Here is a 21,881-nt window from a genome sequence, read left to right on the forward strand (position 1 = left end):
AGGCGCGCACAAAGACGCGATGGTGATCCAAATGTCGGGGCGGAAACGGAAAATCGGGCTGAAGCCCCAATTGCTGCTGCTGTTGTTCGCGCTCAATCTGATCGCGGCGGTGGCCTATTCGGTCGTGCTCTATGGCATCGACCGCGCCGAAATCATGAACGGCATCGACGGCCGGCTGCAGACCGCGGTCAATGCGGCGCAGGAGATCATCCCGGCGGGATATCATGAGCGCATCGCCAATATGGACTCGATCGCGCCCGCCGAATTCGACGCCTTGCAGGATCGTCTGTCGCGCTTCTCGAACGATTCCGGACTTGCCTATGTCTACACCTATATGAAGTTCGGGCCGCAGGTGCGGACCGTGGCGACCAGCGCGACGACGGCCGAAATGCAGGCGGGGTCGCAGACGCGCTATTTTGCCCTTTATGACACCGCGCCAATCCAGCTTCTGCGCAGCTTCGCCGACGGGCGGGTGCGCTATGATGAATATAGCGATGCGTTCGGCCGGTTCCGGTCGATGTATAAACCCGTTCGCGCCGCCGACGGCCGTATCTATATCGTCGGGGCCGACGTCGACCTGGGGCAGCTCGACCGGAAACTCAATCAGGCGCTGATGCAATCGATCGGCGTCGGCATGATCATGTTCGTCCTGTCGCTCGCGGTCGGGTGGCTGGTCGTCGGTCGCATCGTCGAACCGCTGGTGCGCCTGACCGCCTTTACCCGCAGCATGGAGCAGCGCAGCTTTAACCCCGATCATCAGGAGATGGAAGCGATCCAGCGCATCGGCAGCGGGCGCGGTGACGAGGTCGGCAGCCTTGCCGAGGCGATGGCGGCGATGATCGCGCGATTGCAGCGCTATCTGATCGAGGTTGAGGCGGCGACCGCGGCGCGCGAACGCGTCGAGGGTGAATTGTCCGCGGCGCGCGATATTCAGGTCGGGATGCTGCCCAGCAAATTCCCGCCCTTTCCGGGGCGCTCGGACGTCGATGTCTTCGCCATGCTCGAATCGGCGAAGCAGGTCGGTGGCGACCTCTATGATTATTTCCTGATTGACGATCACCGGCTGTTCTTCGTCGTCGGCGACGTGTCGGGGAAGGGGGTTCCGGCGGCGCTGTTCATGGCGATGACGACGACCCTGTTCAAAGCGCAGGCGCTGTCGGCGGCCTCGACCGCGACGATCATGACGCGCGTCAACGCCGAACTGGCGCGCGACAATGTCGCCGAAATGTTCGTCACAGCCTTTGCCGGCATTCTCGACCTGCGCGACGGTAGCGTCGAATATAGCGATGCGGGGCACGAGGCGCCTTACATCGTCCGAAACGGAGGCGCTGTCGAACGGCTGGTCAAGCAGCAGGGCATGGCGATGGGGATTTTCGACGATGTCGAATATCGGTCCGCCCGTTTCACCCTGGCGCCCGGCGATGCGCTGATCCTGTTCACCGATGGCGTTTCGGAAGCGACCGGGCCGGGTGAGGAGCTTTACACGACCGATCGTATCCAGACCGCATTGGAACAGGCGCGCAACGACCCGTCGGCGCGCTATATCGCCGAGGGACTCGCCGACAGCGTGCGCGGCTTTGTCGGCACGGTGCCGCAATCGGATGACATCGCGATTTTGGTGGTCTGCTTCGAAGGTGCGGCGGCGCGCTAAGCGCCAAGTTTCAACGGCTCGCGATCGACGCCGTGCATCTTGCGCAGATAAAGCCGCATGTCGGCAATGGCCTTTAGCAGCGGTTCCGCCGCCGTTGGCGCGGCGCCGGTTGCCGCAGCGACGAGCGGGCAACTCTCCACCTCCCATGGCAGGAAGTCGAAGCCTGTGTCGGCGTCGCACGCCCAGATGACCGGATAGGGCCGCCCGAACATGACGCCTTTGAGCTCCTCATTGCCGAGCAGATGGAGCGAAAGCTGATCGCGATTGGACGCGGTGAGCAGCGCTTCGACGAGGTCGAGCGAGAGGGTGAGGCTGGACGGACGGGCGAATTTCGACAGCCGGAAACCCAGGTCGATGTCGGGCCCGATGAAGTCGATATGATTGCCGCCGTCGCCCGCCAGCTCGGCGATTTCGAGTTCGATATTCTGTTCGCCGAATTCGACCAGCCAGGCGGTGCCCTTCAGCCGCAGCGGCAGCCGCTCGAAATATTTGCCCTCGTACAGCGTCATCGTGCGGAGCAACGCGCGCAGGATGGACGAAAGCTCGGCGGCGCTCGACGGCTGCGCCGTGAAGATCACCTCGTCGCCCATCGCTTTCCACACATCGATCGCGGGGGTCGATTCGTCGTCGAGAAACTCGAACCCGACTTGCCCCGCAAACATCAGCGGAAAATTGGTGAAAAAGACGCGGAATGTTTCCAGCCAGCCCTTGTTGCCCTGACCGGTGAGGCGGGCCTTGAACTCGGTCGAACCGGCCATGTCGACGGACAGGAAAAGACGGATCATATCGGCTCCATGATGGACGGGCGCGGTTCGGGTGCCCATTATTCGATCCGGGCGATGACGGCCGGCCGTTACGGCAATCTATGTTCCTCGTCTTAACAATTGACTGCGTAACCGGCGCCATTCCAACCCGCACCGGGCGGGGATAGCCAGTAAATCGCCGAACGCAAATCCTTTGCGGCTCTTATGTCGCGGCGCAATCTGTTGCTTTTTGGCCACAAATTTTGGAAAATTCCGCGGAGATCGCCGCGCCGCGTTGACGTGGAGGTCCGCCCTATGACAGCACACACTTACCGGTGGGGCATCTCCCTCCTTGGCCAACGTGCCGCGCTTCTACCGGTTTGGAGAGAGAGACATCATGAATTTGCGCAATATTTTGTTGGGCGCCACGATGCTGTGCGCCGCAACCACCCCTGCTTACGCCTTTGCCCAGGATACGGCCCCCGCAGGCGAACCCGCCGCGGCGAGCGATATCGACTATGGAAATGACATCATCGTGACTGCCAGCAAGCGCTCGCAGACGCTGCAGGACACGCCGATCGCCGTGTCGGTGACATCGGCCGCCGACATCCAGAATTCGGCGATCCGCGACCTCATCGATCTCCAGTCGGCGGTGCCCAGCCTGCGCGTGTCGCAGCTCCAGTCGAGCGCCAACACCAACTTCATCATCCGTGGCTTTGGCAATGGCGCCAACAACGCCGGGATCGAGCCTTCGGTCGGCGTGTTCATCGACGGCGTCTATCGCTCGCGTTCGGCCGCCCAGATTGGCGATCTGCCGAACCTCGAGCGCGTCGAAGTGCTGCGCGGTCCGCAATCGACCCTGTTCGGCAAGAACGCGTCGGCGGGCGTCATCAGCATCGTCACGCAAAAGCCGCAATATGAATTCGGCGGCTCGGCCGAAGTCAGCTACGGCAATTATGATGCGATCACGGCCAAGGCCAGCATCACCGGCCCGATCAGCGAAACCATCGCCTTCTCGCTCGCCGGCAATTTCAACCGCCGCGACGGCTATGCGCAGGATCTGAACCTCGACACCGACGTCAACGACCGCAATCGCTGGGGCGTGCGCGGGCAATTGCTGTTCGAACCGACCGATGCGCTGTCGATCCGCCTGATCGGTGACTATGACAAGATCGACGAAAATTGCTGCATCGCGGGCAATGTCATCGCCGGTCCGACCATCGGCATCACCAACGCGCTTGTTGGCGGCCCGAGCGTCGATGCGAACAATCCCTTCTCGTACAATGTCTACAACAACTTCCTGTCGTCGAACGAGATCGAGAATTACGGCGGTTCGGCGCAGATCGACTATGATCTCGGCAACCTCGCGCTGACGTCGATCACGTCGTACCGCAAGGTTCAGGCCGACACCAATCAGGATTCGGACTTCACCAGCGCAGACCTGATCGGTGAAAAAAGCGACAAGGTTGGCATCGACACCTTTACCCAGGAAATCCGCCTGACCTCCGACTTCGACGGTCCGATCAACTTCCTGCTTGGCGGCTATTATTTCCACGAGAAGGTGAAGCAGCAGAGCGCGATCAAGTTCGGCGACGATTTCCGTGCTTATGGCAATGCGCTGATTCAGCAGTCAACCGGCGGGGCGCTCAGCGTTCCGGTGCTTGAGGGCACGTTGGGCGCGTTGGAAGGCAATCCGGCGAAATATGTGGGCAGCTTCTTCCGTGCAGGTGACGGTCTCGACGAAGGCTATCGCATGAAGAACACGGCTTGGTCGGTCTTCGGTACCGTCGATTTCGAAGTGACCGATCGCCTGACCTTGTCTGCGGGGGCGAACTACACGCAGGATCGTAAGCGCTTCTCGACCGACGTGGTGAGCAGCGACACCTTCTCGAAGGTCAATCTCGACGCTGCGGCCTATACGCCGTTCCGTCAGGCTCTGCTGGTCGGCGCCGGCGTAGATCCTGTGACCGCCGCTTTCCTCGCAGCCAACCCGACGGCCACGTTGCCCAATGGGAGCAGTGCGAACCCGCTGGCTCCGCTGAAGGCGTTCCAGTTCCTGCCCGATTTCTTCAATCTTCCGAATGAATTCGAGCCCAACCGGACCCGCGACAATGATCTCGCCTGGAGCTTGCGCGCCGCTTATGAAGTGACCGACACGGTCAATGTCTATGCGACCTATGCGACGGGCTTCAAGGCAAGCTCGGTCAACCTGTCGCGCGACAGCCGTCCGCTGGCGGCGGATCTCGCGGCCATCGTTGCCGCCGGGCAGGCGACGCCGAACCTCACTTCGGGCACCCGCTTCGCGACCCCCGAGGAATCGGAAGTCTATGAAATCGGGCTGAAGGGGCAGTGGTCGGTCGCGGCCTTGAACCTTGCGGTGTTCAAACAGTCCATCAAGGGGTTCCAGTCGAACGTCTTCAACGGCACCGGCTTCGAACTGGTCAATGCAGAGAAGCAGTCGACCTTCGGTATCGAATTCGACGGTTCGGTGCGTCCGGTTCAGGGGCTCAACCTGACGCTGGCGGTCACCTATCTCGATCCGAAATATGACAAGTTCACCAACTCGTCGTTCGGCGACATTTCGGGGACCATGCCCGCGGGCATTCCCGAACTGACGATGGCAGTTGGCGGCACCTACACCCACGAGTTCGCGGGCGGAACGCGCGCGATCTTCCACGCCGACTATCATTATGAAAGCCCGGTCAAGATCGTCGAAGGCCTGAACGGCTTCCCGCCGAGCGTTGCGCAGAGCCTGACGCGCGAAGTGAACCAGCTCAATGCGTCGTTCACCATCGCTCTGACCAACGGGTTGGAATTGGGCGTGTGGGGCCGCAACCTCACCAATGCCAAATATCTGACGACGGTCTTCCCGGCGGTCGCGCAGTCGGGCAGCGTGTCGGGTTATCCCAACCAGCCGCGCACCTATGGCGTGACCGGCCGTTTCAAATTCTGATCGTTTAAGGCCGGGGCTCTCGCTCCGGCCTTCACGAACAGTGGACAAAGAAAAACCCCGGCTTCTCCATCGAGAGGCCGGGGTTTTCTGTTGGCGTAACCGCCGGTCGGTTTAGAATTTCACGCCGGCCGCGAGGCCGTAGCGGCGCGGTTCGACAGTGAAGATGTTGGTGAACAGCCCCGAAGACTGATCGGTCACATACATGCCGGTGGTCGCCCCGCTGTTGGTCAGATTCTGGACGAAGCCGCGGACATAGAAGCGATCGTCGGGGCCATTAACCTGAACTTGCGCATTGACTACGGCATAGCCCTTGATGCGATCGATCGGATTTTTGTTGAAGATCGTTCCCCAACTGCCGCCGGTATAGTTCAGATCGGCGCGAGGTACGATCGACCAGTCGCCGGCGCCGATCGTATATTGCGCGCCGACCGCCCATTTATAGGTCGGGGCGTTGGGCAAGCGGTTGCCCTTGACGTTAACCGGTACGCCGCTGGGGTCGACCACGAAGGGCAACGAGCCGGGCGCGCCGCCGTTGAAGGCAGCCTGAAGTGGGCCCTGCAATGCCGCCAGTGCCGGGTTGAAGCTGGCGACCGAACCCGCCGCCGCTGCGGCCAGTATCGAACAGACCGAGTAGGCGCCCGTCGTGTTGGTGCCGGGCACCGGCGTCGGGGCTTGCAGACCAAGCGCCCCGTTGACTGCGCCGACGAAGGCATTGACCTGCGCCGCCGTCGCGCCCGAGCCGTTGGCAGCGCGGATCGAGCAATTGGATGCGTTGAGCATGTCCTTGATGATTACCGCATCGGAACGACCGCCCGACGGATCGCGCGGGTTCGCCAGGAAGCGATCGTCCGATACCTTCGACTTCAGATAGCTGACGTTGGCGTTGATCACGAACGCGGGGATCGGGCTGATCACCGCTTCCGCCTCGATGCCGTAGATATCGGCATTGATGTTGTCGTTCACCGAGGTGCGGGCGACGATGCGGCTGAGCTGAAGCCCCTTATACTTATAGTAGAAGCCCGTGAGGTTCAGTCGCAATTGTCCGTTGCCGAAGGTGTTCTTCGAACCGATTTCAAAGGCATCGACCTTTTCCGGCGCGAAGCTGGTCGGAACCTGGAAGATCGGCGACAGCGGCGGGTTGATCCCGCCCGATTTGTAACCGCGCGAATAGGAGGCATAGAGCAGATTGTCGTCGGTGATCTTGTAGTCGATCACCGCGCGGCCGGTGACCTTGCCGAAGCTGACCGTGTTGACCGCGAAGGGCTGATTGCCCGCCGCCGACGAGTCGAAATCGAAACCCGCCGCATTCAGGAAGCTCGTCGCATCGGTGGTTCCGAAAGGAACGAGGATATAGGAGCTGGCCCCCGTGGTCGTTACGATCTGGTTGCCTTCGCGATCGAGCAGCGGCGTTCCGCCGCCGCCAAGCAGAACGCGGCTTTTCGTGTCCTGAAGATAGGTCGTGCGCGCCGTGACCGTCTTTTTGTCGTGGTTGTAGCGCATGCCCAAAGTGAGTTTCAGCTTGTCGCTAACCTCGAAATAGGTTTCGCCGAAGATGCCATAGGATTTCAGGCGGAATTCGGGCGTGTTGTTGCGATAAAAGGGCGTCGCTGCAAAGGAGGTTCCGCCGCTTTGCGCACTGCCCAGAAGGGCTGCGGCATAGTCGAGGCCGAAGCTGTTGACGAAATAGTCGTTATCGGTCGTCTTGCTGTCGAAATAGATGCCGCCGAGCAGGAAGTTGAACGGGCCGTCGAACGAGCTGTCGATATGCGCTTCGGCCGAATATTGACGGACATCGGCGCGCGAACGGTCATAATCGAAGCTGGTCGGACCGCAGATGCCTTTGCCGCCAAAAACACCGGAATTGTCCGGATCGGGTCGCGACTGGCAAACCGTTCCGGGACCGTTGGGAATCAATGCCAGACGCATATTGTTCAGCACCGCGAGCGGGCCGCCGGGTATGGCGGCTGCGTTCAGCGTGTTCAGGCCGGGGTTCGTCGCATAGCCATTTCCGACCGCCAGATTGTAATCCGACGTCGAATCGACGCTGTTTTTCATGTAACCGCCGGTCAGGTTGACGCTCACCGGGCCAAAATTATGTTGGATTTTCAGCGTATACTGCTGTTCTTCGGCAAAATAGGTCGGCGTATAATCGACGCGAACGGTCCGGACGTCGGTCGGATTGATGACGCCGGCAAAACTGTCATTGGCCTGATAGACGCTGTTCAGTGCCACGGGGGACAGCGCGCCAAGCCCGGCTATTCCCATGAACTCCCGGCTGGTCAGGATCGTGGCCAGCGTGGAGTTGCCGTTTGACGTTTCAAAGGCGAGCTTGTCGGGCTGGCACCCCAATATGCCGGTGGGGTCGCGGTGGCAGAGCTGCTTCTGAATGCGGCTGCGATTGTCCTTTTCGCGAAAATAATAGCCCATCAGGTCGATGCGCGTGTTGTCGGTCGGTTCCCATGACAGGCTGCCGCGAACGGCATAGAGGTCGCGGTCGTCGATGCGGCCGCCGTTGAAGAGATTCTTCGTATAGCCGTCGCGGTTCAGCCAGGTACCGGCAACGCGGATGCCCAGCGTATCGCCCAGCGGCAGGTTGACCATCGCCTTCATGCGTTTCGAATCATAATTGCCATATTCGACTTCGCCGGATGCGTGAAAGCCTGACAGATCGGGCTTGGCGGTGATGAAATTGACCACGCCTGACGTCGCGTTGCGTCCGAACAATGTGCCTTGCGGTCCGCGCAAGACTTCGATCCGTTCCAGATCGAAAAACTCGCTTTCGAACAATCGGGTGCCGAGAAGCGGCATGTCGTTGACGTGGATCGCCGTTGCGCTGTCGCAGGTGGTGCCGACGCAAAGGTCGCCGATGCCGCGGATGGTAAAGCTGGACGATGTGAAGTTCGTCTTTGTGAAGGTGACGTTCGGAAGCGTCTGTTGCAGCGAGGTCGGGTTGACGATCTGTTGCGCTTCGAGCGCTTCGGCTGAAAAGGCGCTGACCGCGATGGGGACGTCCTGCAGGCGTTCCGACTGGCGCTGGGCCGTGACGACGATTTCGCCGCCGAAGGCATCCCTTTCCGTTTCAGCTGCTTCCTGCGCATAGGTTGGCGTCGCAACCGCCATCGCAAGAATCGACGTTCCGATCAGTGCCTTGAACTTCATTTAGTACCTCCCTTTTTCGAACCCGCGAGGTGCGGGGCCGCCCAACTCAATCTGTGGTAAGGGGAGGGAATATGACCAGATGTGGCACAAGGCGCCCGGCCCAGGCGGCCCGGTTCCATGATGTATCCCACTTGCCAGCGGTGCTGGTCATCGTCCTCTCCCGCTGGCGTCGGGGAAAAACGCCAGCCTCTCCGGAATAAGGTTCGCTTGAGCGAACTCTGTATGACGACAAAGGTGCGCTTAGTTGACGAAAGCGTCAAGTCACTTGTTTGGCGCGGAAACGCGTGGAATTTCGGGCTCGTTTGAAATCTCGAAAACTTCGGTTTCCGCAACGTAAACTTGCCTGCGGGGCATAAAAACTTGTCACCGCGGCCTTGCTTATCGGCCCGAACGGCCCGACATGTGCGGCTTGAAAGCAACAGTGAAAGCGGGGCGATGAGCGAAGTTGAAGTGGGACCGGACGGCAAGATCATCGTTCCCGACCATGTGCTGGACGCCGTCCGCACGCTGATCGAATGGACCGGCGACGATGTGGCGCGCGAAGGGCTGCTCGACACGCCGCGGCGCGTTGCACGTGCGTGGAAGGAATATTGTTCGGGCTATGCCGACGATCCGTCGGTTCATCTGTCGCGGACCTTCGAAGAGGTCGGCGGTTACGACGAGATCGTGCTGCTGCGCGACATTCCGTTCCAGTCGCATTGCGAACATCATATGGCGCCGATCACCGGCAAGGCGTCGATCGCCTATCTGCCCAGGGACCGTGTTGTCGGCATCTCGAAACTTGCGCGCGTCCTCAACGGCTATGCGCGGCGGCTGCAGGTGCAGGAGCGACTGACCGCCGAGGTCGCGAAATGCATCTGGGACAATCTCCAGCCGCATGGGGTCGCGGTCGTCATCGACGCCCAGCATGGGTGCATGACCGGACGCGGCGTGCGCACGCCGGGCGTCGGCATGGTCACCAGCCGCCTGCTCGGCTGCTTCCTCGACGATCAGCGCAGCCGCAAGGAAGTGCTTAGCCTGATGGGTTATTGATATCGGGCTGTTTTCCGATCGCGGGTTGGAGGCTGTATGAATAACTTGCCTGATGGCGGCCGCTTGTTTTCGGGCATCGCCGGAGCGGCCGTGCTGCTGGCGGTCGCTGGCTGTGGTCAGAGTGACGCGCCAAAGGATAAGCAGGCCGCTGTCGCAACGCGCCAATGCCCGCAAATCGCCGACACGCCGGTGCGGCTGGCGGGCGGCAGCTTTCAGATGGGCGAAGACGATGTCTATGCCGAAGAAGGGCCGGTGCGCGAAACGACGGTCGGCGGTTTCTGGATCGACCCGCATGAGGTGACGAACCGCCAGTTCGCCGATTTCGTCAAGGCGACAAACTATGTGACCATCGCCGAAAAGCCCGTAGATCCGAAACAATTTCAGGTGCCGGTGGATCAGATCCGGCCCGATATGCTGAAGCCCGGATCGGCGGTGTTCACCCCGCCCGATTTCCCGTCGAACAATTATAGCGACTGGTGGAAATATGTCCCCGGCGCGAGCTGGAAAAAGCCCTATGGGCCGGGCGGCGCCGACATGGTGGCGAACGAGCCTGCAGTCCATCTCGCATGGGACGATATGGTCGCTTATGCCAAATGGCGGGGCGGGCGCATCCCGACCGAGGCCGAATGGGAATTTGCCGCGAGCGCAGGCAAGCGTTCGAAAAATGTCCAGCCAGCCGAAGCGAATAGCTGGCAGGGCGCGTTTCCCAATTACAATGCCGAAACCGACGGATTCAAGGGTATCGCGCCGGTGGGTTGTTACAAGCCCAACGCGCATGGCTTGTACGACATGGTCGGCAATGTGTGGGAAGTGACCGCCGATTTCTTCCGCCCCGGCCACAATCCCGACGAAACGGATAATCCCAAAGGCCCCACCGAGAAGGCGTCTTACGATCCCTTCAACCCCGGCATGCCGTCGCGCACGGTGAAGGGCGGCAGCTATCTTTGCGCGCCCAATTATTGCCAGCGTTACCGCCCCGCGTCGCGGCAGGGGCGCGACCCCGGCATGGGCACCAGCAATGTCGGCTTCCGTCTCGTTTACGACAAGGCGCCGAAAGCCTGAGACCCCGCTTCGCTGTCACAGCGAAGCGGGGCGTATTTCGCGTCAGGCCAGTGCGGCGGTGACGATCACCTCGACCTTGTAGTCGGGGGTCGCGAGGCGGACTTCGCCGGTCGCGCGGGTCGGGGCGTTGGCGCCGCCGATCCATTCTTCCCACACGACGTTCATCGCGCCGAAATCGGCCATGTCGGCGAGCCAGATCGTCGCGGTCAGCAGGCGCGACTTGTCGGTGCCGGCTTCGGCGAGCAGCGCGTCGATCTGGCCAAGGATGGCGCGGGTCTGCGCGGTCGCATCTTCGCCGGGGGCGGCGACCTGACCGGCGAGATAGACGAGGCCGCCGTGAATGACGGCCTGGCTCATGCGCGAGCCCGAGTGGAGACGTTCGATGGTCATATCATTTTCCTTTTTGTGGTTCATATCAGCGTGAATAACGGGCGAGCTCCAGCCCTTCGGGATCGATCGGCGGCGGTGTGCCGCCGATGATGCTGGCGATGAGGCGGCCGGAGCCGCATGCCATCGTCCAGCCCAAAGTGCCGTGACCCGCGTTGAGGAACAGGTTGGAAACCGGCGTCCTGCCGATGATCGGCGTACTGTCGGGCGTCATCGGACGCAAGCCGCTCCAGAAGCCCGACGGCGCATCATTGTCGGCGGCGCCGGGAAACAGATCGTTGAGCGAATGACGCAGCGTCGCCTCGCGGCGCGGCGACAGGCTGCGGTCGTAACCCGATAATTCGGCCATTCCGCCGACGCGAATACGGTCGCCCAGACGGGTGATCGCGATCTTGTAGCTTTCGTCGAGCAGCGTCGAGACCGGTGCGCACGCTGCATCGGCGACGGGCAAAGTGATCGAATATCCCTTCACCGGATAGATGGGCAGGCGAATGCCAAGCGGTGCGAGCAAGGCGGGCGAATAGCTGGCGAGGGCGACCAGATAGGCGTCGCCGCGCACCAAGCCATCGTCGGTGCGGACGCCGATGATCCGGTCGCTGTCCTTCTCGATCGCTTCGATGCTACTGTTGTAACGCAGCTCGACCCCCATCGCGGGCAGGCGTTCGGCCAGCGCACGGGTGAAGATATGACAATCGCCGGTCTCGTCATGCGGCAGGCGCAGTCCGCCGACAAAATGATCCTGCGACGTGGCCAGTCCCGGCTCGGCGCCGACGCAGCCGCTGCGATCAAGCACTTCATAGGGCACGCCATAGCTTTGCAGCACCGCGATATCGTCGGCGCTGCCGTCGAGCTGCTTCTGGGTGCGGAACAATTGCAGCGTCCCTTGCGAACGCTCGTCATATGTGATGCCGAGCGCGCCGCGCAGCGCGATCAGTTCGTCGCGGCTATATTCGGCGAGCCGTACCATCCGGCTTTTGTTGAGCGCATAGCGGCTCGCGGTGCAGTTGCGCAGCATTGCCAGCACCCAGCGCAGCATCGCCATGTCGGGACGCGGCTGGACGATCAGCGGGGGGTGCTTCATCATCAGCCAGCGCACGGCCTTCGCCGGAATGCCGGGTGCCGCCCAGGGCGAGGCATAGCCGGGCGAAATTTCGCCCGCATTGGCGAAGCTGGTCTCCAGCGCCGGGCCGGGCTGACGGTCGAGCAGCACCACTTCGTGCCCCGCTTCGGCCAGATAATATGCCGATGTGACGCCGACGACCCCGGCGCCGAGGATGACAATTCTCATATCCGCTCTCCCGGTGCGGTGAATTCCAACACGCCATCGTCATCGACGATGATGCGCGCGTGGCGCGGCCCAAGCTGCGTCAAAATTTCATAAGCGATCGTGCCTGCATCGCGCGCGACATCGGCGAGCGACTGCGCGGGGCCGATCAGCTCGACGAAATCGCCCTCGGCGAGCGCATCGGTGGGCAGCGCGCTGATATCGACGGTCATGCTGTCCATGGACACCCGCCCGACGATTGGCAGCCGCACACCGCGATGCCACGCCGCGCCGACGCCGCTCAGGCTGCGCGGCCAGCCATCGGCATAGCCGATCGCGATCGTCGCCAAACGGCGCGGGGCTGGTGCTCTGTAAGTCAGGCCATAACCGACCCCGATGCCCGCATTGATGTCGCGGATTTGCACGACGCGCGCTTCGAGCTCGACTACCGGGCGCAACCCGGCAACGTCGGGCGCCGGATCGACGCCATAGAGCGCGACCCCGGGGCGGCCGATGTCGCAATGGAAATCGCCGGGCAGAAAGGTGCCGCCGCTGTTGGCGATCGACGCCGGGACGGTGGGGAAGTGGGCGCGGATCGCATCGAAGGCGTCCAGCTGGGCGGGGTTTGCCGGATGCTCCGGTTCGTCGCTGCACGCCAGATGGGTTATCAGAAGAATGAGGTCGATCTCACGCGGCAGCTCGGGGTCATGCGCCAGCGCGATGGCATCGGCGGGCGGCAGGCCGAGCCGCGACATGCCGCTGTCGATCTGCAGCGCGGCGGGCAGGGGCTTGCCCTTCGTGCGCGCAAGTTCGCGCCAGCGGGTGATTTGCGAATGTGAATTGAGCACGGGGATGAAACCGCGCTCGGCGCAATCGGCTTCGCTGCCGGGATCGAGACCGTTGAGGATGAAGATGGTGGCATCGTCGCCGATCACGCGCGCCAGCAGGGCGGCCTCGTTTAATTGCGCGACGAAAAAGTGACGGCATCCCTCGCGATAGAGCGCCGGAGCGACCCGAACGACGCCGAGGCCATAGGCGTTCGCCTTGACCACCGCGCCCGATCGGGCGGGGGTCACGCGCGCGGCTATCGCTTGATAATTGGCCCGGACCGCGCCGAGGTGGATGCGAAGCCGGCTCGAGCAGGCTTCGGTTATATTCTGATGCTTCATGGCCATCTCCCGCCGGGAGGATAGCGATTATTTTTATCAATTTTTGGCCGGATTGGCGTATGAAGCGCTGATGATCGCGCATTATGCGGCATATTATGCGAAGAAGTGGAATATTCTGCATGCAGGCCCTCGACGACGCGGACCGCCGCATTCTGAACCGGCTGCGCCTCGATGCGCGGATTACCAACAGCGCGCTCGCCGCCGAGGTCGGGCTGTCGCCGTCGGCGTGCCTGCGCCGCGTCCGGCTGCTCGAACAATCGGGCGTCATTCGCGGCTATACCGCGATCGTTTCGGGTGCCGCCCCCGACGAAGGCACGGTCGCGATCGTCCAGATCGAACTCGAACGGCAGACCGAGGAATATCTGGTCCGTTTCGAAACCGCGCTCCGCCGCCATCCCGAGATTCAGGAATGGTATCTGATGACCGGCGACGGCGATTATATATTGCGCGTCCAGATCGCCGGGATCGACGATTATGGCGCCTTCCACCGCGACATATTGTCGCGCCTGCCCGGGGTGTCGCGCATCACTTCCAGCTTCGCGATGCGCAGCCACCGGCGGATGTGAGCGGCGGTCGGCAAGGGGTAGAGTTTGAAGGAAGTTAAAGTGGTGCCGGCTAGAGGATTCGAACCCCTGGCCCCCTGATTACAAATCAGGTGCTCTACCAACTGAGCTAAGCCGGCCCGTCTTCAACGCCCTTTGATTCAAATTATGCCAAAAGTCCAGCCTTCGGTGCGGGCGATTGTATCGGTGAGCGGGGCAGGGGCCCAGGGCGCCGCATTGCCCGCGATGTGGCGCAGCCAGGCGGCGGTCAGCAGCGCGTCGCTGGCATGGTCGCTGATCGGGCCGGTGTCGCCGATCGGCGGCGAATCCAGCGCGGCCAGTGCCGTATCGAGCATCGCGCCGTCGCGAATCTTGCTGCGGCCTGCGGGTACGCCCGCGGCGCGCGCGGCGAGGCTGGTGTAGATTTCGACGAGCAGCGGGCCGTTGGCGGGCGGGGGATCGAGCGGCCACAGCGGGATCCGGCCCGACAGGCGGTGGAGCAGGCGCATCCCCGTCAGGCTCGCCTTGCCGACCTGCGCTGCGCCGACGAGGTTGAAATTGCTCACGCTCGCCGCCTGTTTCGTCGCGCGCTGGTGTTGCTCGACGATTCGCAGGCGTCCGGCGCCGGGTTCGAACAGATCGCCGACATAGCCCCGGCCATGACGAAAATGACGCCGTGCCTCGGGATGCGCCAGAAACGCCCCCGCTTCATGGTGCGGATCATCGCGTGCGAGCCGCTCGACCAGCGCCCACAGCGCGCGGATGTCATCGGGACTGTCGGCCCATGAGGGGAAATAGGCGCCATGATCGGCAAAGGCGAAGGCGGCCGAAAAATCGAAGCCGATCAACATATTCTCGCCCGTTGCCGCGATCGTCTGCAGCCAATCGAGTATCTCCGCGCGCGACCATATATGTCCCGGCCGGACCAGCGCGGGCGCGGCGGTGCCGCTCGCAACAGCCAGGGCGATTCCGCGTTGCCGGGGGCCGCGTGCGCCCGACCAGTCGATGGCGGCGAAGTGGGTGAAACGGCGCATTGTCTTCCCTTAGGGCATCTATGTTATCTTGCACAAAGGGCGACGGCGTCCCACATGCACCCCATGCTGATCGAAACCGAATCGACGCCCAATCCCGCGACGCTCAAATTCCTGCCCGGCCGGGTGGTGATGGACGCGGGCACCCGTGACTTTGCGAGCCCGGAGGAAGCCGAGGCTTCGCCGCTGGCGAGCGCGCTCTTTTCGCTCGGTGACGTCACCGGCGTCTTTTTCGGCCGCGATTTCGTATCGGTGTCGATCGCGCCGGGGGCCGAATGGAGCGACGTGAAGCCCGATGTTCTGGGCATCGTCATGGATCATTTCCTTGCCAGGGTGCCGCTGTTCAACGCCGCGGCCGCAGGCTTTTCGGTCCCGTCAGAGGATGACGCCGGCTTCGCCGACGATCCCGCCGACGCCGACATCATCGACCAGATCAAGGAACTGATCGAAACGCGCGTCCGCCCCGCGGTCGCCAATGACGGTGGAGACATCATCTATCGCGGTTTCGACAAGGGCAATGTCTACCTCAAGATGCAGGGCGCGTGCGCCGGTTGTCCGTCATCGACTGCAACGCTGAAAAATGGCATCGAATCGTTGCTCAAACATTATGTTCCCGAAGTGACGGCGGTCCACGCCGTCTGACGATCCCAAACAGGAGAATGCCCATGAGCGAGCCGCTTTCCGATAGCGCCCTCGACCAGTTGTTTCGTGCCGGACGCAGCTATAACGGCTATCTCGACAAGCCGGTTTCGGAAGCGCAGCTCCACGCTATCTGGGATCTCGTAAAGTTCGCGCCGACCAGCGCAAACAGCTTGCCGGCGCGGATCATCTGGTGCGTGTCGGACGAAGCGAAGCAAAAGCTTGCCGCGCTCGCGCTGCCGGCCAATGCCGAAAAAATCCTGAAGGCTCCGGTCACTGCGATTATCGGCATGGACAATGAATTCTACGAAAACCTGCCCGACCTTTTTCCCCACGCCGATGCGCGGGCATGGTTCGTCGGCAATGACGCGTTGGCGCAGGCAACGGCGTTCCGCAATTCCAGCATGCAAGGCGGTTATTTCATCCTCGCCGCGCGTGCGCTCGGGCTCGATACCGGGCCGATGTCGGGCTTTGACAATGCGGGAGTCGACGCGGCTTTCTTTGCCGATCAGCCGAATGTGAAGAGCAACTTCATCACGACCCTTGGCTATGGCGATCCGGCGAGCATCTTTGGTCGCAGCCCGCGCCCGGACTTCGGCCGCTTCAACCACATCGTCTGACCGGGGCGGGCGAGTATCTCCATGCGGTATCTGGTCATCGATTCGGCAAGTGAAGCCTGCTCGGTGGCGCTGCTGGAGGCCGGCGCTGTACACGACTTTCGCCACGAAGTGATCGGCCGCGGTCATGCTGAACGGCTGGTGCCGCTGATCGCCGACCTGGCGGACGGCGGCCGCGCGGATGTCATCGTCGTTGGCTGCGGTCCCGGCAGTTTCGCGGGGGTACGCATCGGCGTTGCGGCCGCGCGCGGTCTGGCGCTCGGCTGGCAGGTGCCGGTGCAGGGGTTTTCGACCCTGTCGCTCGTCGCGGCCAGCGCGGCCGACGCCATTGTGGCGGCGGGCGGTGCCCTGGTGGTGATGGAGGGCGGCCATGGCCAATGGTTCGTTCAGCCTTTTGCGGCCGACCTGACGCCGCGCGGAGCGGTGCGTTCGCTGCTTCCCGATGATGCGATTCGTGCCGATGATGCGCTGGTGGTCGGCAATCGCGCTTTGCCATTTGTCGAATTGCGCGGGACCGGCGATGCGCTGTCCGTGCTGCCCGATGCGCGCGCGTTCCCGCGCCTGCCGGCCGCTGAGTTGTTCGCCGACCCCAGTCCCATCTATGGCCGCGAACCCGATGCCAAACCGATGAGCATTGCGTGAGCGACGACATCCGCCTTGCCCTCGCCCGCGTCGGCGATCTTGCCGCGGTGATGCGCGTGATGGATGCGGCCTTCGACCCTGCCTATGGCGAAGCGTGGAGCGGGGCGCAGTTGTTCACGCTGTTCGCGCTGCCTTCGGCGCGGGTCGCGATCGCGTGGGACGGCGAGCGGCCATGCGGTTTTTACGCAGCGCGTATAGCGGGGCCGGAGAGTGAGTTGCTGTTGCTCGCGGTCGATCCGGCCGATCGCGGGCGGGGTGTCGGGGCGCGGCTGATCGGCGATTGGCAAAGCTGGGCGGAAGCGCAGGGCGTCGACGATTATTTCCTTGAAATGCGCGCCGATAATGATGCCGTTCATCTTTATACGCGTGCGGGATTTTCGGAATGCGGCCGTCGCCCGGATTACTATCGCGGCGGTGATGGTGTTGTGCGCGATGCGATTACCATGCGGCGATCATCCACGCGAATATAGGCTAATGATCAGCCATTGCGGAATTGTCCCCAAAGTGGCAGTAATGGGCTCCGTGGAAGTAGAATACCAATATTCGCTTCCCACTCTTTTGGGTGAATCTAGCAAGGAATAGCCTTATGTCGGACCATGCCGATACCAACGAAATGCTCGTCACACTGACGGCTGACATCGTCGCAGCACATGTCAGCAACAATAGCGTCGCGATTTCAGACCTCGCAATCCTGATCGGTAATGTCCATGCGGCATTGTCGGGTCTGGGCGAACAAGTTGTTGAAGAAGAAGAACTGGTGCCTGCGGTTTCGATCCGTTCATCGGTAAAGCCCGACTTCATTGTCTGCCTCGAAGATGGCAAAAAGCTGAAAATGCTGCGCCGTCACCTGATGACGCATTATGGTATGACGCCCGACGACTATCGCGCCAAGTGGGGCCTGCCGGCCGACTATCCGATGGTCGCGCCCAACTATGCTGAAAAGCGCCGCGCGCTGGCGAAGGAAATTGGCCTCGGCACCAAGGGCCGTGGTGGCGGACGCAAGCCCAAAAAGGCCTAACGCCTTTACAAAAGGGCCGAAACGGAAAATGGGGGCGGTGCCGCAGGGCGCCGCCCTTGTTCTATTCGTGGCGCCACCCTATACAGTTGGCAGAACAAAGATACGACTGCATGACGCAGGAAAGGCCCGCATGTCCGGTTCCATCGACCTTGAAGCTCTCTGCCACGAAAAGGGGCTTCGCATTACCGAGCAGCGCCGCATCATCGCGCGTGTGATTTCGGATTCTGAAGATCATCCCGACGTCGAGACGCTCTATGAGCGCGCCTCGAAAGTCGACAGCGGTATTTCGATCGCCACTGTTTACCGTACCGTCCGGCTGTTCGAAGAGGCGGGCATTCTCGACCGCCATGATTTCGGCGACGGCCGCTCGCGCTACGAAGCCGCGCCCGAGGCGCATCACGACCATCTGATCGACGTCGAAACGGGCAAGGTGATCGAATTCGTCGATCCCGAGCTGGAGGCGTTGCAAAAGGTGATCGCCGAACGGCTGGGCTTCCGCCTCGTCGACCATCGCATGGAGCTTTATGGTGTCGCCATCGATCGCAAGCGCGACTGATCGCGCATCGATCACCTGGCGTTCGGTCGCACGCCTCACCTTGATGGTGCTGGCGCTGCTGTTTCTGATCGTTCCCCACCTTTGCTACCGCGCCGCCGGGCGCCCGTCACCGATGGTCATGGCGTTTCTCAATGCGGCCGGCTGGATCGCCGGGCTGCGTATCCGCACCACGGGTACGCGGCTGCGGCGCGATGTTCTTTTTGCGTCGAATCATGTCAGCTGGCTGGACATATTGGCGCTTGGGGGGGCTGCACGCTCGGCCTTTGTTTCGAAGGCGGAGGTCAAGGGCACGCCGCTCGTCGGCTGGCTCGCCGATCAGAACCACACCATCTATGTCCAGCGCGATGCGAAGCGCGAGATCCATGCGCAGGCGGACAATCTGCGTGACGCACTGGCGCGCGGCCGGCCGGTGACACTCTTTCCCGAAGGAACGACGGGCCCCGGCGACGGGCTGCTTCCGTTCCGCGCGTCGCTGTTCCAGGCCGTGGTGCCGCCGCCGCCCAATTTGCGAATCCAGCCGGTGTTCCTCGATTATGGTGCAGAGGCGAATGACATTGCCTGGCTCGACCCCGAATCGGGACTCGACAATTTCAAGCGGCTGCTCGCGCGTAAACGGCCGATCGCGCTCACGATCCATTATCTCGATCCGCTGCCCGCCGAAGTTACCCATGATCGCAAGGCGATCAGCGAGGCGGCGCGCGTCGCGATAGCGCGTGAAATCGCCGCGACGGCGGTCCCTTCCGCCGCCGCTCTGCATCGCCTATAGCGAGCCGATGAAGTCCGACTCCCCCAAAACATTTCACGTCAAATCCTTCGGCTGCCAAATGAACGTCTATGACGGCGAGCGCATGGTTGAGATGCTCGGCGCCGAAGGCTATGTCGCCGCCGATGAGGGCGCCGACGCCGACCTCGTCGTGCTCAACACCTGTCACATCCGCGAGCGTGCGGCCGAGAAAGTCTATTCGGATATCGGCCGCCTGAAGCGCGCCGACGGCAGCCGCCCGACGATCGCCGTCGCCGGCTGCGTCGCGCAGGCCGAGGGCGCCGAAATTGCGCGCCGCGCGCCGACCGTCGATGTCGTTGTTGGCCCGCAGGCCTATCACCGCTTGCCCGATCTGATCGCCCGCGCCGAACGCGGCGAGAAAGCGGTCGATCTCGACATGCCGGCCGAATCGAAATTCGGCGCCCTGCCCAAGCGCGCGAGCGGCCAGCGCCCGACTGCCTTCCTGACCGTCCAGGAAGGCTGCGACAAATTCTGCACCTATTGCGTCGTACCCTATACGCGCGGCGCCGAGATCAGCCGGCCCTTTGCCGATCTGATCGCCGAGGCGCGCGCGCTGGTCGCGGGCGGTGCGCGCGAAATCACCTTGCTTGGTCAGAACGTCAATGCATGGGACGGCGAGGATGAGCGCGGCCGCGCCATCGGCCTCGACGGACTGATCCGCGAACTCGCGCGCGAGGATGGGCTGGAGCGCATCCGCTATATGACCAGTCACCCCAACGACATGACCGATGGGCTGATCGCGGCACATGGCGAGATCGACAAGCTGATGCCCTATCTCCACCTGCCCGTGCAGGCGGGCAGCGACCGCATCCTGACCGCAATGAACCGCAGCCACAGCGCGGACAGCTATCTTCGTATCATCGAGCGCGTCCGCGCGGTGCGCCCCGACATTGCCATTTCGGGCGACTTCATCGTGGGCTTTCCGGGCGAGAGCGAAGCGGATTTCCAGGCGACGCTCGATCTGATCGGCGAGACGCGTTACGCGATGGCGTACAGTTTCAAATATTCGCGCCGTCCCGGCACCCCCGCCGCGACGATGGGCGACCAGATCCCCGACGAGGTGATGCACGAGCGATTGCTGCGCATGCAGGCGCTGCTCAACGAGCAACAGCGGGCGTTCAACGCGGCGACGGTCGGCAAGGCGACGCGCCTGCTGATGGAACGCAAGGGCAAGCTCGACGGTCAGCTGATCGGCAAGTCGCCGTGGCTCCAGTCGGTGCATGTCATCGTCCCGGGCCTCGCGATCGGCGATATGGTCGATGTCCGCGTGACGTCGGGTGGCTCTAACAGCCTTGGCGCCGAGCCGCTGACGACCGAGGTCGTCTGATGCGACGCGGCACGCCCGGCACCCACAGATTTTCACGGTCGATTTTCAGCTAGGAGCATTGCCCACGTGTCCAAACGCCCACTCGCCGCAACCCCCGCCGAACCCGGCGACCGCGTCCGATTGACGGCCGAATTTGAACGGACACAATTATTGGGAATCCTGTTCGGCGAGTTCGACCGCAACCTCGTCGCGATCGAAAATCGCCTTGGCGTCTATATTTCGGCGCGCGGCAACCGCGTCCAGATCGAAGGCGAGGCGGAGGCCGCGGCGCGGGCGCGGGATGTACTCGCGAATCTCTATAATCGCATCGAACAGGGGCAGGAGGTCGATGGCGGCATGGTTGACGGCGTGATCGCGATGTCGGCGCAGCCGACGCTCGACGGCATCATCCGTCACGAAAAAGACGAAGCGCCGGCGGTGATGATCCGCACGCGCAAGAAGACGATCGTCCCGCGCGCGCCGTCGCAAGTGCCCTATATGCAGGCACTGGCGCGCGACGAGATCATCTTTGCGCTTGGGCCGGCAGGGACGGGCAAAACCTATCTCGCGGTCGCGCAGGCCGTCGCGCAGCTCATCACCGGCAGCGTCCAGCGTCTGATCCTGTCACGTCCCGCGGTCGAGGCGGGCGAAAAGCTTGGCTTCCTTCCCGGCGACATGAAGGAAAAAGTCGATCCCTATCTGCGCCCCCTCTATGATGCGCTCCACGACTGCCTGCCCGCCGAACAGGTCGAACGCCGCATCGCGAGCGGAGAGATCGAGATTGCGCCGCTCGCCTTCATGCGCGGACGTACCCTCGCCGACGCCTTCATCATCCTCGATGAGGCACAGAATACGACGATCCCGCAGATGAAGATGTTTCTGACCCGTTTTGGCATGAACAGCCGCATGGTGATTTGCGGCGACCCGAAACAGGTCGATCTTCCGATTCCGGCCAGTTCAGGCCTAGCCGATGCGGTCGGTCGGCTCGAGGGCGTCGAAGGCATCAACGTCAGCTATTTCACCAGCGCAGACGTCGTCCGCCACCCGATCGTCGGCCGGATCGTCGATGCCTATGAAGGGCCGGGGGCTTAGGTCTTTGACGTCCCTCCATCCCCGTTCGGGTTGAACGGGGTCGAGGCCCCATCGGATAGCGTTTGACCGAGGGGCATCTCGGCGCAGTTTATCCCGAGTGCGTGCAAGGCAGTCGAAGGGCTCGCCAAGGTCGTTTCGAGATTCGCGGTCCCGGTGACCTTCGCTCGGCTCGACCCGGATTCGCGGTCGATAAAATAGCCGGCGCCATAAGGCGCGCATGTCTGCGAACGGCTT

Annotated in this window: 20 protein-coding genes and 1 tRNA gene; 14 read left to right on the forward strand and 7 right to left on the reverse strand. The window is 62.5% G+C overall.

Annotated features, from left to right (window positions below):
• The first annotated feature begins 31 nt into the window (after nucleotides 1–31).
• Nucleotides 32–1,651: a PP2C family protein-serine/threonine phosphatase gene (locus tag ACSYDV_RS12720; RefSeq protein ID WP_438324182.1), complete on the forward strand. Its 1,620-nt coding sequence runs from the start codon at nucleotides 32–34 to the stop codon at nucleotides 1,649–1,651.
• On the opposite strand, the gene ACSYDV_RS12725 is transcribed toward ACSYDV_RS12720, so the two are convergent.
• The gene (locus ACSYDV_RS12725; protein WP_438324183.1) at nucleotides 1,648–2,436 is read right to left on the reverse strand and encodes a hypothetical protein; all 789 of its coding nucleotides are present in this window, start codon (nucleotides 2,434–2,436) and stop codon (nucleotides 1,648–1,650) included. The two genes, ACSYDV_RS12720 and ACSYDV_RS12725, sit on opposite strands and share 4 nt — an antisense overlap.
• A gap of 355 nt (nucleotides 2,437–2,791) precedes the next feature.
• Between ACSYDV_RS12725 and ACSYDV_RS12730 the strand changes: the two genes are divergently transcribed.
• A complete protein-coding gene (locus ACSYDV_RS12730) occupies nucleotides 2,792–5,347 on the forward strand; it encodes a TonB-dependent receptor (RefSeq protein ID WP_438324184.1) in 2,556 nt (851 codons plus the stop codon).
• A 111-nt stretch (nucleotides 5,348–5,458) separates the two neighbouring features.
• On the opposite strand, the gene ACSYDV_RS12735 is transcribed toward ACSYDV_RS12730, so the two are convergent.
• Nucleotides 5,459–8,506, reverse strand: coding sequence for a TonB-dependent receptor (locus ACSYDV_RS12735; protein ID WP_438324185.1), 3,048 nt, complete (start codon nucleotides 8,504–8,506; stop codon nucleotides 5,459–5,461).
• Between the two features lie 435 nt (nucleotides 8,507–8,941).
• On the opposite strand from ACSYDV_RS12735, the gene folE reads away from it, so the two are divergent.
• Together folE and ACSYDV_RS12745 are read left to right on the forward strand one after the other, a co-directional pair.
• Nucleotides 8,942–9,538 carry a GTP cyclohydrolase I FolE gene (gene folE / locus ACSYDV_RS12740; RefSeq protein ID WP_438324186.1) on the forward strand — a complete coding sequence of 199 codons (597 nt, stop codon included), beginning with the start codon at nucleotides 8,942–8,944 and terminating at the stop codon, nucleotides 9,536–9,538.
• Nucleotides 9,539–9,574: 36 nt separating this feature from the next.
• Nucleotides 9,575–10,600, forward strand: coding sequence for a formylglycine-generating enzyme family protein (locus ACSYDV_RS12745; protein ID WP_438324187.1), 1,026 nt, complete (start codon nucleotides 9,575–9,577; stop codon nucleotides 10,598–10,600).
• 42 nt (nucleotides 10,601–10,642) lie between these two features.
• On the opposite strand, the gene ACSYDV_RS12750 is transcribed toward ACSYDV_RS12745, so the two are convergent.
• The 3 genes from ACSYDV_RS12750 to alr are packed head-to-tail and all read right to left on the reverse strand — an operon-like array spanning nucleotide 10,643 to nucleotide 13,420.
• Nucleotides 10,643–10,990: a RidA family protein gene (locus ACSYDV_RS12750; protein ID WP_438324188.1), complete on the reverse strand. Its 348-nt coding sequence runs from the start codon at nucleotides 10,988–10,990 to the stop codon at nucleotides 10,643–10,645.
• Between the two features lie 25 nt (nucleotides 10,991–11,015).
• Nucleotides 11,016–12,275, reverse strand: coding sequence for a D-amino acid dehydrogenase (locus ACSYDV_RS12755; RefSeq protein ID WP_438324189.1), 1,260 nt, complete (start codon nucleotides 12,273–12,275; stop codon nucleotides 11,016–11,018).
• Entirely contained in the window at nucleotides 12,272–13,420 is a 1,149-nt protein-coding gene (gene alr, locus ACSYDV_RS12760) for an alanine racemase (protein ID WP_438324190.1), read from the reverse strand. The genes ACSYDV_RS12755 and alr overlap by 4 nt, the downstream gene beginning before the upstream one ends.
• A gap of 119 nt (nucleotides 13,421–13,539) precedes the next feature.
• Here alr and ACSYDV_RS12765 point away from each other — a divergent pair, with 119 nt between their 5' ends.
• Nucleotides 13,540–13,986 (forward strand): Lrp/AsnC family transcriptional regulator, encoded by a 447-nt coding sequence (locus tag ACSYDV_RS12765; protein WP_438324191.1) that lies wholly within the window; start codon nucleotides 13,540–13,542, stop codon nucleotides 13,984–13,986.
• A gap of 40 nt (nucleotides 13,987–14,026) precedes the next feature.
• On the opposite strand, the gene ACSYDV_RS12770 is transcribed toward ACSYDV_RS12765, so the two are convergent.
• A tRNA-Thr gene (locus ACSYDV_RS12770) sits at nucleotides 14,027–14,102 on the reverse strand.
• A gap of 21 nt (nucleotides 14,103–14,123) precedes the next feature.
• Nucleotides 14,124–14,996, reverse strand: coding sequence for a hypothetical protein (locus ACSYDV_RS12775; RefSeq protein WP_438324192.1), 873 nt, complete (start codon nucleotides 14,994–14,996; stop codon nucleotides 14,124–14,126).
• Nucleotides 14,997–15,059: 63 nt separating this feature from the next.
• Between ACSYDV_RS12775 and ACSYDV_RS12780 the strand changes: the two genes are divergently transcribed.
• The 9 genes from ACSYDV_RS12780 (at nucleotide 15,060) to ACSYDV_RS12820 (ending at nucleotide 21,647) form a co-directional block, all read left to right on the forward strand.
• On the forward strand, nucleotides 15,060–15,635 hold the full coding sequence (locus ACSYDV_RS12780; protein ID WP_438324296.1) for a NifU family protein: 576 nt from the start codon (nucleotides 15,060–15,062) through the stop codon (nucleotides 15,633–15,635).
• A gap of 23 nt (nucleotides 15,636–15,658) precedes the next feature.
• On the forward strand, nucleotides 15,659–16,252 hold the full coding sequence (locus ACSYDV_RS12785) for a malonic semialdehyde reductase (protein ID WP_438324193.1): 594 nt from the start codon (nucleotides 15,659–15,661) through the stop codon (nucleotides 16,250–16,252).
• A 21-nt stretch (nucleotides 16,253–16,273) separates the two neighbouring features.
• Nucleotides 16,274–16,891, forward strand: coding sequence for a tRNA (adenosine(37)-N6)-threonylcarbamoyltransferase complex dimerization subunit type 1 TsaB (gene tsaB, locus ACSYDV_RS12790; RefSeq protein WP_438324194.1), 618 nt, complete (start codon nucleotides 16,274–16,276; stop codon nucleotides 16,889–16,891).
• The gene (locus ACSYDV_RS12795; RefSeq protein WP_438324195.1) at nucleotides 16,888–17,361 is read left to right on the forward strand and encodes a GNAT family N-acetyltransferase; all 474 of its coding nucleotides are present in this window, start codon (nucleotides 16,888–16,890) and stop codon (nucleotides 17,359–17,361) included. Before tsaB ends, ACSYDV_RS12795 begins: the two co-directional genes overlap by 4 nt.
• Nucleotides 17,362–17,477: 116 nt before the next feature.
• Nucleotides 17,478–17,909 carry a Ros/MucR family transcriptional regulator gene (locus tag ACSYDV_RS12800; protein ID WP_438324196.1) on the forward strand — a complete coding sequence of 144 codons (432 nt, stop codon included), beginning with the start codon at nucleotides 17,478–17,480 and terminating at the stop codon, nucleotides 17,907–17,909.
• 130 nt (nucleotides 17,910–18,039) lie between these two features.
• Nucleotides 18,040–18,465 carry a Fur family transcriptional regulator gene (locus ACSYDV_RS12805; protein ID WP_088473140.1) on the forward strand — a complete coding sequence of 142 codons (426 nt, stop codon included), beginning with the start codon at nucleotides 18,040–18,042 and terminating at the stop codon, nucleotides 18,463–18,465.
• On the forward strand, nucleotides 18,434–19,231 hold the full coding sequence (locus ACSYDV_RS12810; protein ID WP_438324197.1) for a lysophospholipid acyltransferase family protein: 798 nt from the start codon (nucleotides 18,434–18,436) through the stop codon (nucleotides 19,229–19,231). Before ACSYDV_RS12805 ends, ACSYDV_RS12810 begins: the two co-directional genes overlap by 32 nt.
• A gap of 7 nt (nucleotides 19,232–19,238) precedes the next feature.
• Nucleotides 19,239–20,576, forward strand: a complete 1,338-nt coding sequence (gene miaB, locus ACSYDV_RS12815; RefSeq protein ID WP_438324198.1) for a tRNA (N6-isopentenyl adenosine(37)-C2)-methylthiotransferase MiaB — start codon at nucleotides 19,239–19,241, stop codon at nucleotides 20,574–20,576.
• 66 nt (nucleotides 20,577–20,642) lie between these two features.
• The gene (locus tag ACSYDV_RS12820; protein ID WP_438324199.1) at nucleotides 20,643–21,647 is read left to right on the forward strand and encodes a PhoH family protein; all 1,005 of its coding nucleotides are present in this window, start codon (nucleotides 20,643–20,645) and stop codon (nucleotides 21,645–21,647) included.
• Nucleotides 21,648–21,881: the final 234 nt, after the last annotated feature.

It is taken from the genome of Sphingopyxis selenitireducens (assembly GCF_051550705.1).
GTDB lineage: Bacteria > Pseudomonadota > Alphaproteobacteria > Sphingomonadales > Sphingomonadaceae > Sphingopyxis.

What these genes read in the sequence shown, in the direction of transcription:
- ACSYDV_RS12720 (WP_438324182.1), top strand. Translation starts at nt 32, where the DNA reads ATGTCGGGGCGGAAACGGAAAATCGGGCTGAAGCCCCAATTGCTGCTG.
- ACSYDV_RS12725 (WP_438324183.1), bottom strand. Translation starts at nt 2,436, where the DNA reads ATGATCCGTCTTTTCCTGTCCGTCGACATGGCCGGTTCGACCGAGTTC.
- ACSYDV_RS12730 (WP_438324184.1), top strand. Translation starts at nt 2,792, where the DNA reads ATGAATTTGCGCAATATTTTGTTGGGCGCCACGATGCTGTGCGCCGCA.
- ACSYDV_RS12735 (WP_438324185.1), bottom strand. Translation starts at nt 8,506, where the DNA reads ATGAAGTTCAAGGCACTGATCGGAACGTCGATTCTTGCGATGGCGGTT.
- folE (WP_438324186.1), top strand. Translation starts at nt 8,942, where the DNA reads ATGAGCGAAGTTGAAGTGGGACCGGACGGCAAGATCATCGTTCCCGAC.
- ACSYDV_RS12745 (WP_438324187.1), top strand. Translation starts at nt 9,575, where the DNA reads ATGAATAACTTGCCTGATGGCGGCCGCTTGTTTTCGGGCATCGCCGGA.
- ACSYDV_RS12750 (WP_438324188.1), bottom strand. Translation starts at nt 10,990, where the DNA reads ATGACCATCGAACGTCTCCACTCGGGCTCGCGCATGAGCCAGGCCGTC.
- ACSYDV_RS12755 (WP_438324189.1), bottom strand. Translation starts at nt 12,275, where the DNA reads ATGAGAATTGTCATCCTCGGCGCCGGGGTCGTCGGCGTCACATCGGCA.
- alr (WP_438324190.1), bottom strand. Translation starts at nt 13,420, where the DNA reads ATGAAGCATCAGAATATAACCGAAGCCTGCTCGAGCCGGCTTCGCATC.
- ACSYDV_RS12765 (WP_438324191.1), top strand. Translation starts at nt 13,540, where the DNA reads ATGCAGGCCCTCGACGACGCGGACCGCCGCATTCTGAACCGGCTGCGC.
- ACSYDV_RS12775 (WP_438324192.1), bottom strand. Translation starts at nt 14,996, where the DNA reads ATGCGCCGTTTCACCCACTTCGCCGCCATCGACTGGTCGGGCGCACGC.
- ACSYDV_RS12780 (WP_438324296.1), top strand. Translation starts at nt 15,060, where the DNA reads ATGCTGATCGAAACCGAATCGACGCCCAATCCCGCGACGCTCAAATTC.
- ACSYDV_RS12785 (WP_438324193.1), top strand. Translation starts at nt 15,659, where the DNA reads ATGAGCGAGCCGCTTTCCGATAGCGCCCTCGACCAGTTGTTTCGTGCC.
- tsaB (WP_438324194.1), top strand. Translation starts at nt 16,274, where the DNA reads ATGCGGTATCTGGTCATCGATTCGGCAAGTGAAGCCTGCTCGGTGGCG.
- ACSYDV_RS12800 (WP_438324196.1), top strand. Translation starts at nt 17,478, where the DNA reads ATGTCGGACCATGCCGATACCAACGAAATGCTCGTCACACTGACGGCT.
- ACSYDV_RS12805 (WP_088473140.1), top strand. Translation starts at nt 18,040, where the DNA reads ATGTCCGGTTCCATCGACCTTGAAGCTCTCTGCCACGAAAAGGGGCTT.
- ACSYDV_RS12810 (WP_438324197.1), top strand. Translation starts at nt 18,434, where the DNA reads ATGGTGTCGCCATCGATCGCAAGCGCGACTGATCGCGCATCGATCACC.
- miaB (WP_438324198.1), top strand. Translation starts at nt 19,239, where the DNA reads ATGAAGTCCGACTCCCCCAAAACATTTCACGTCAAATCCTTCGGCTGC.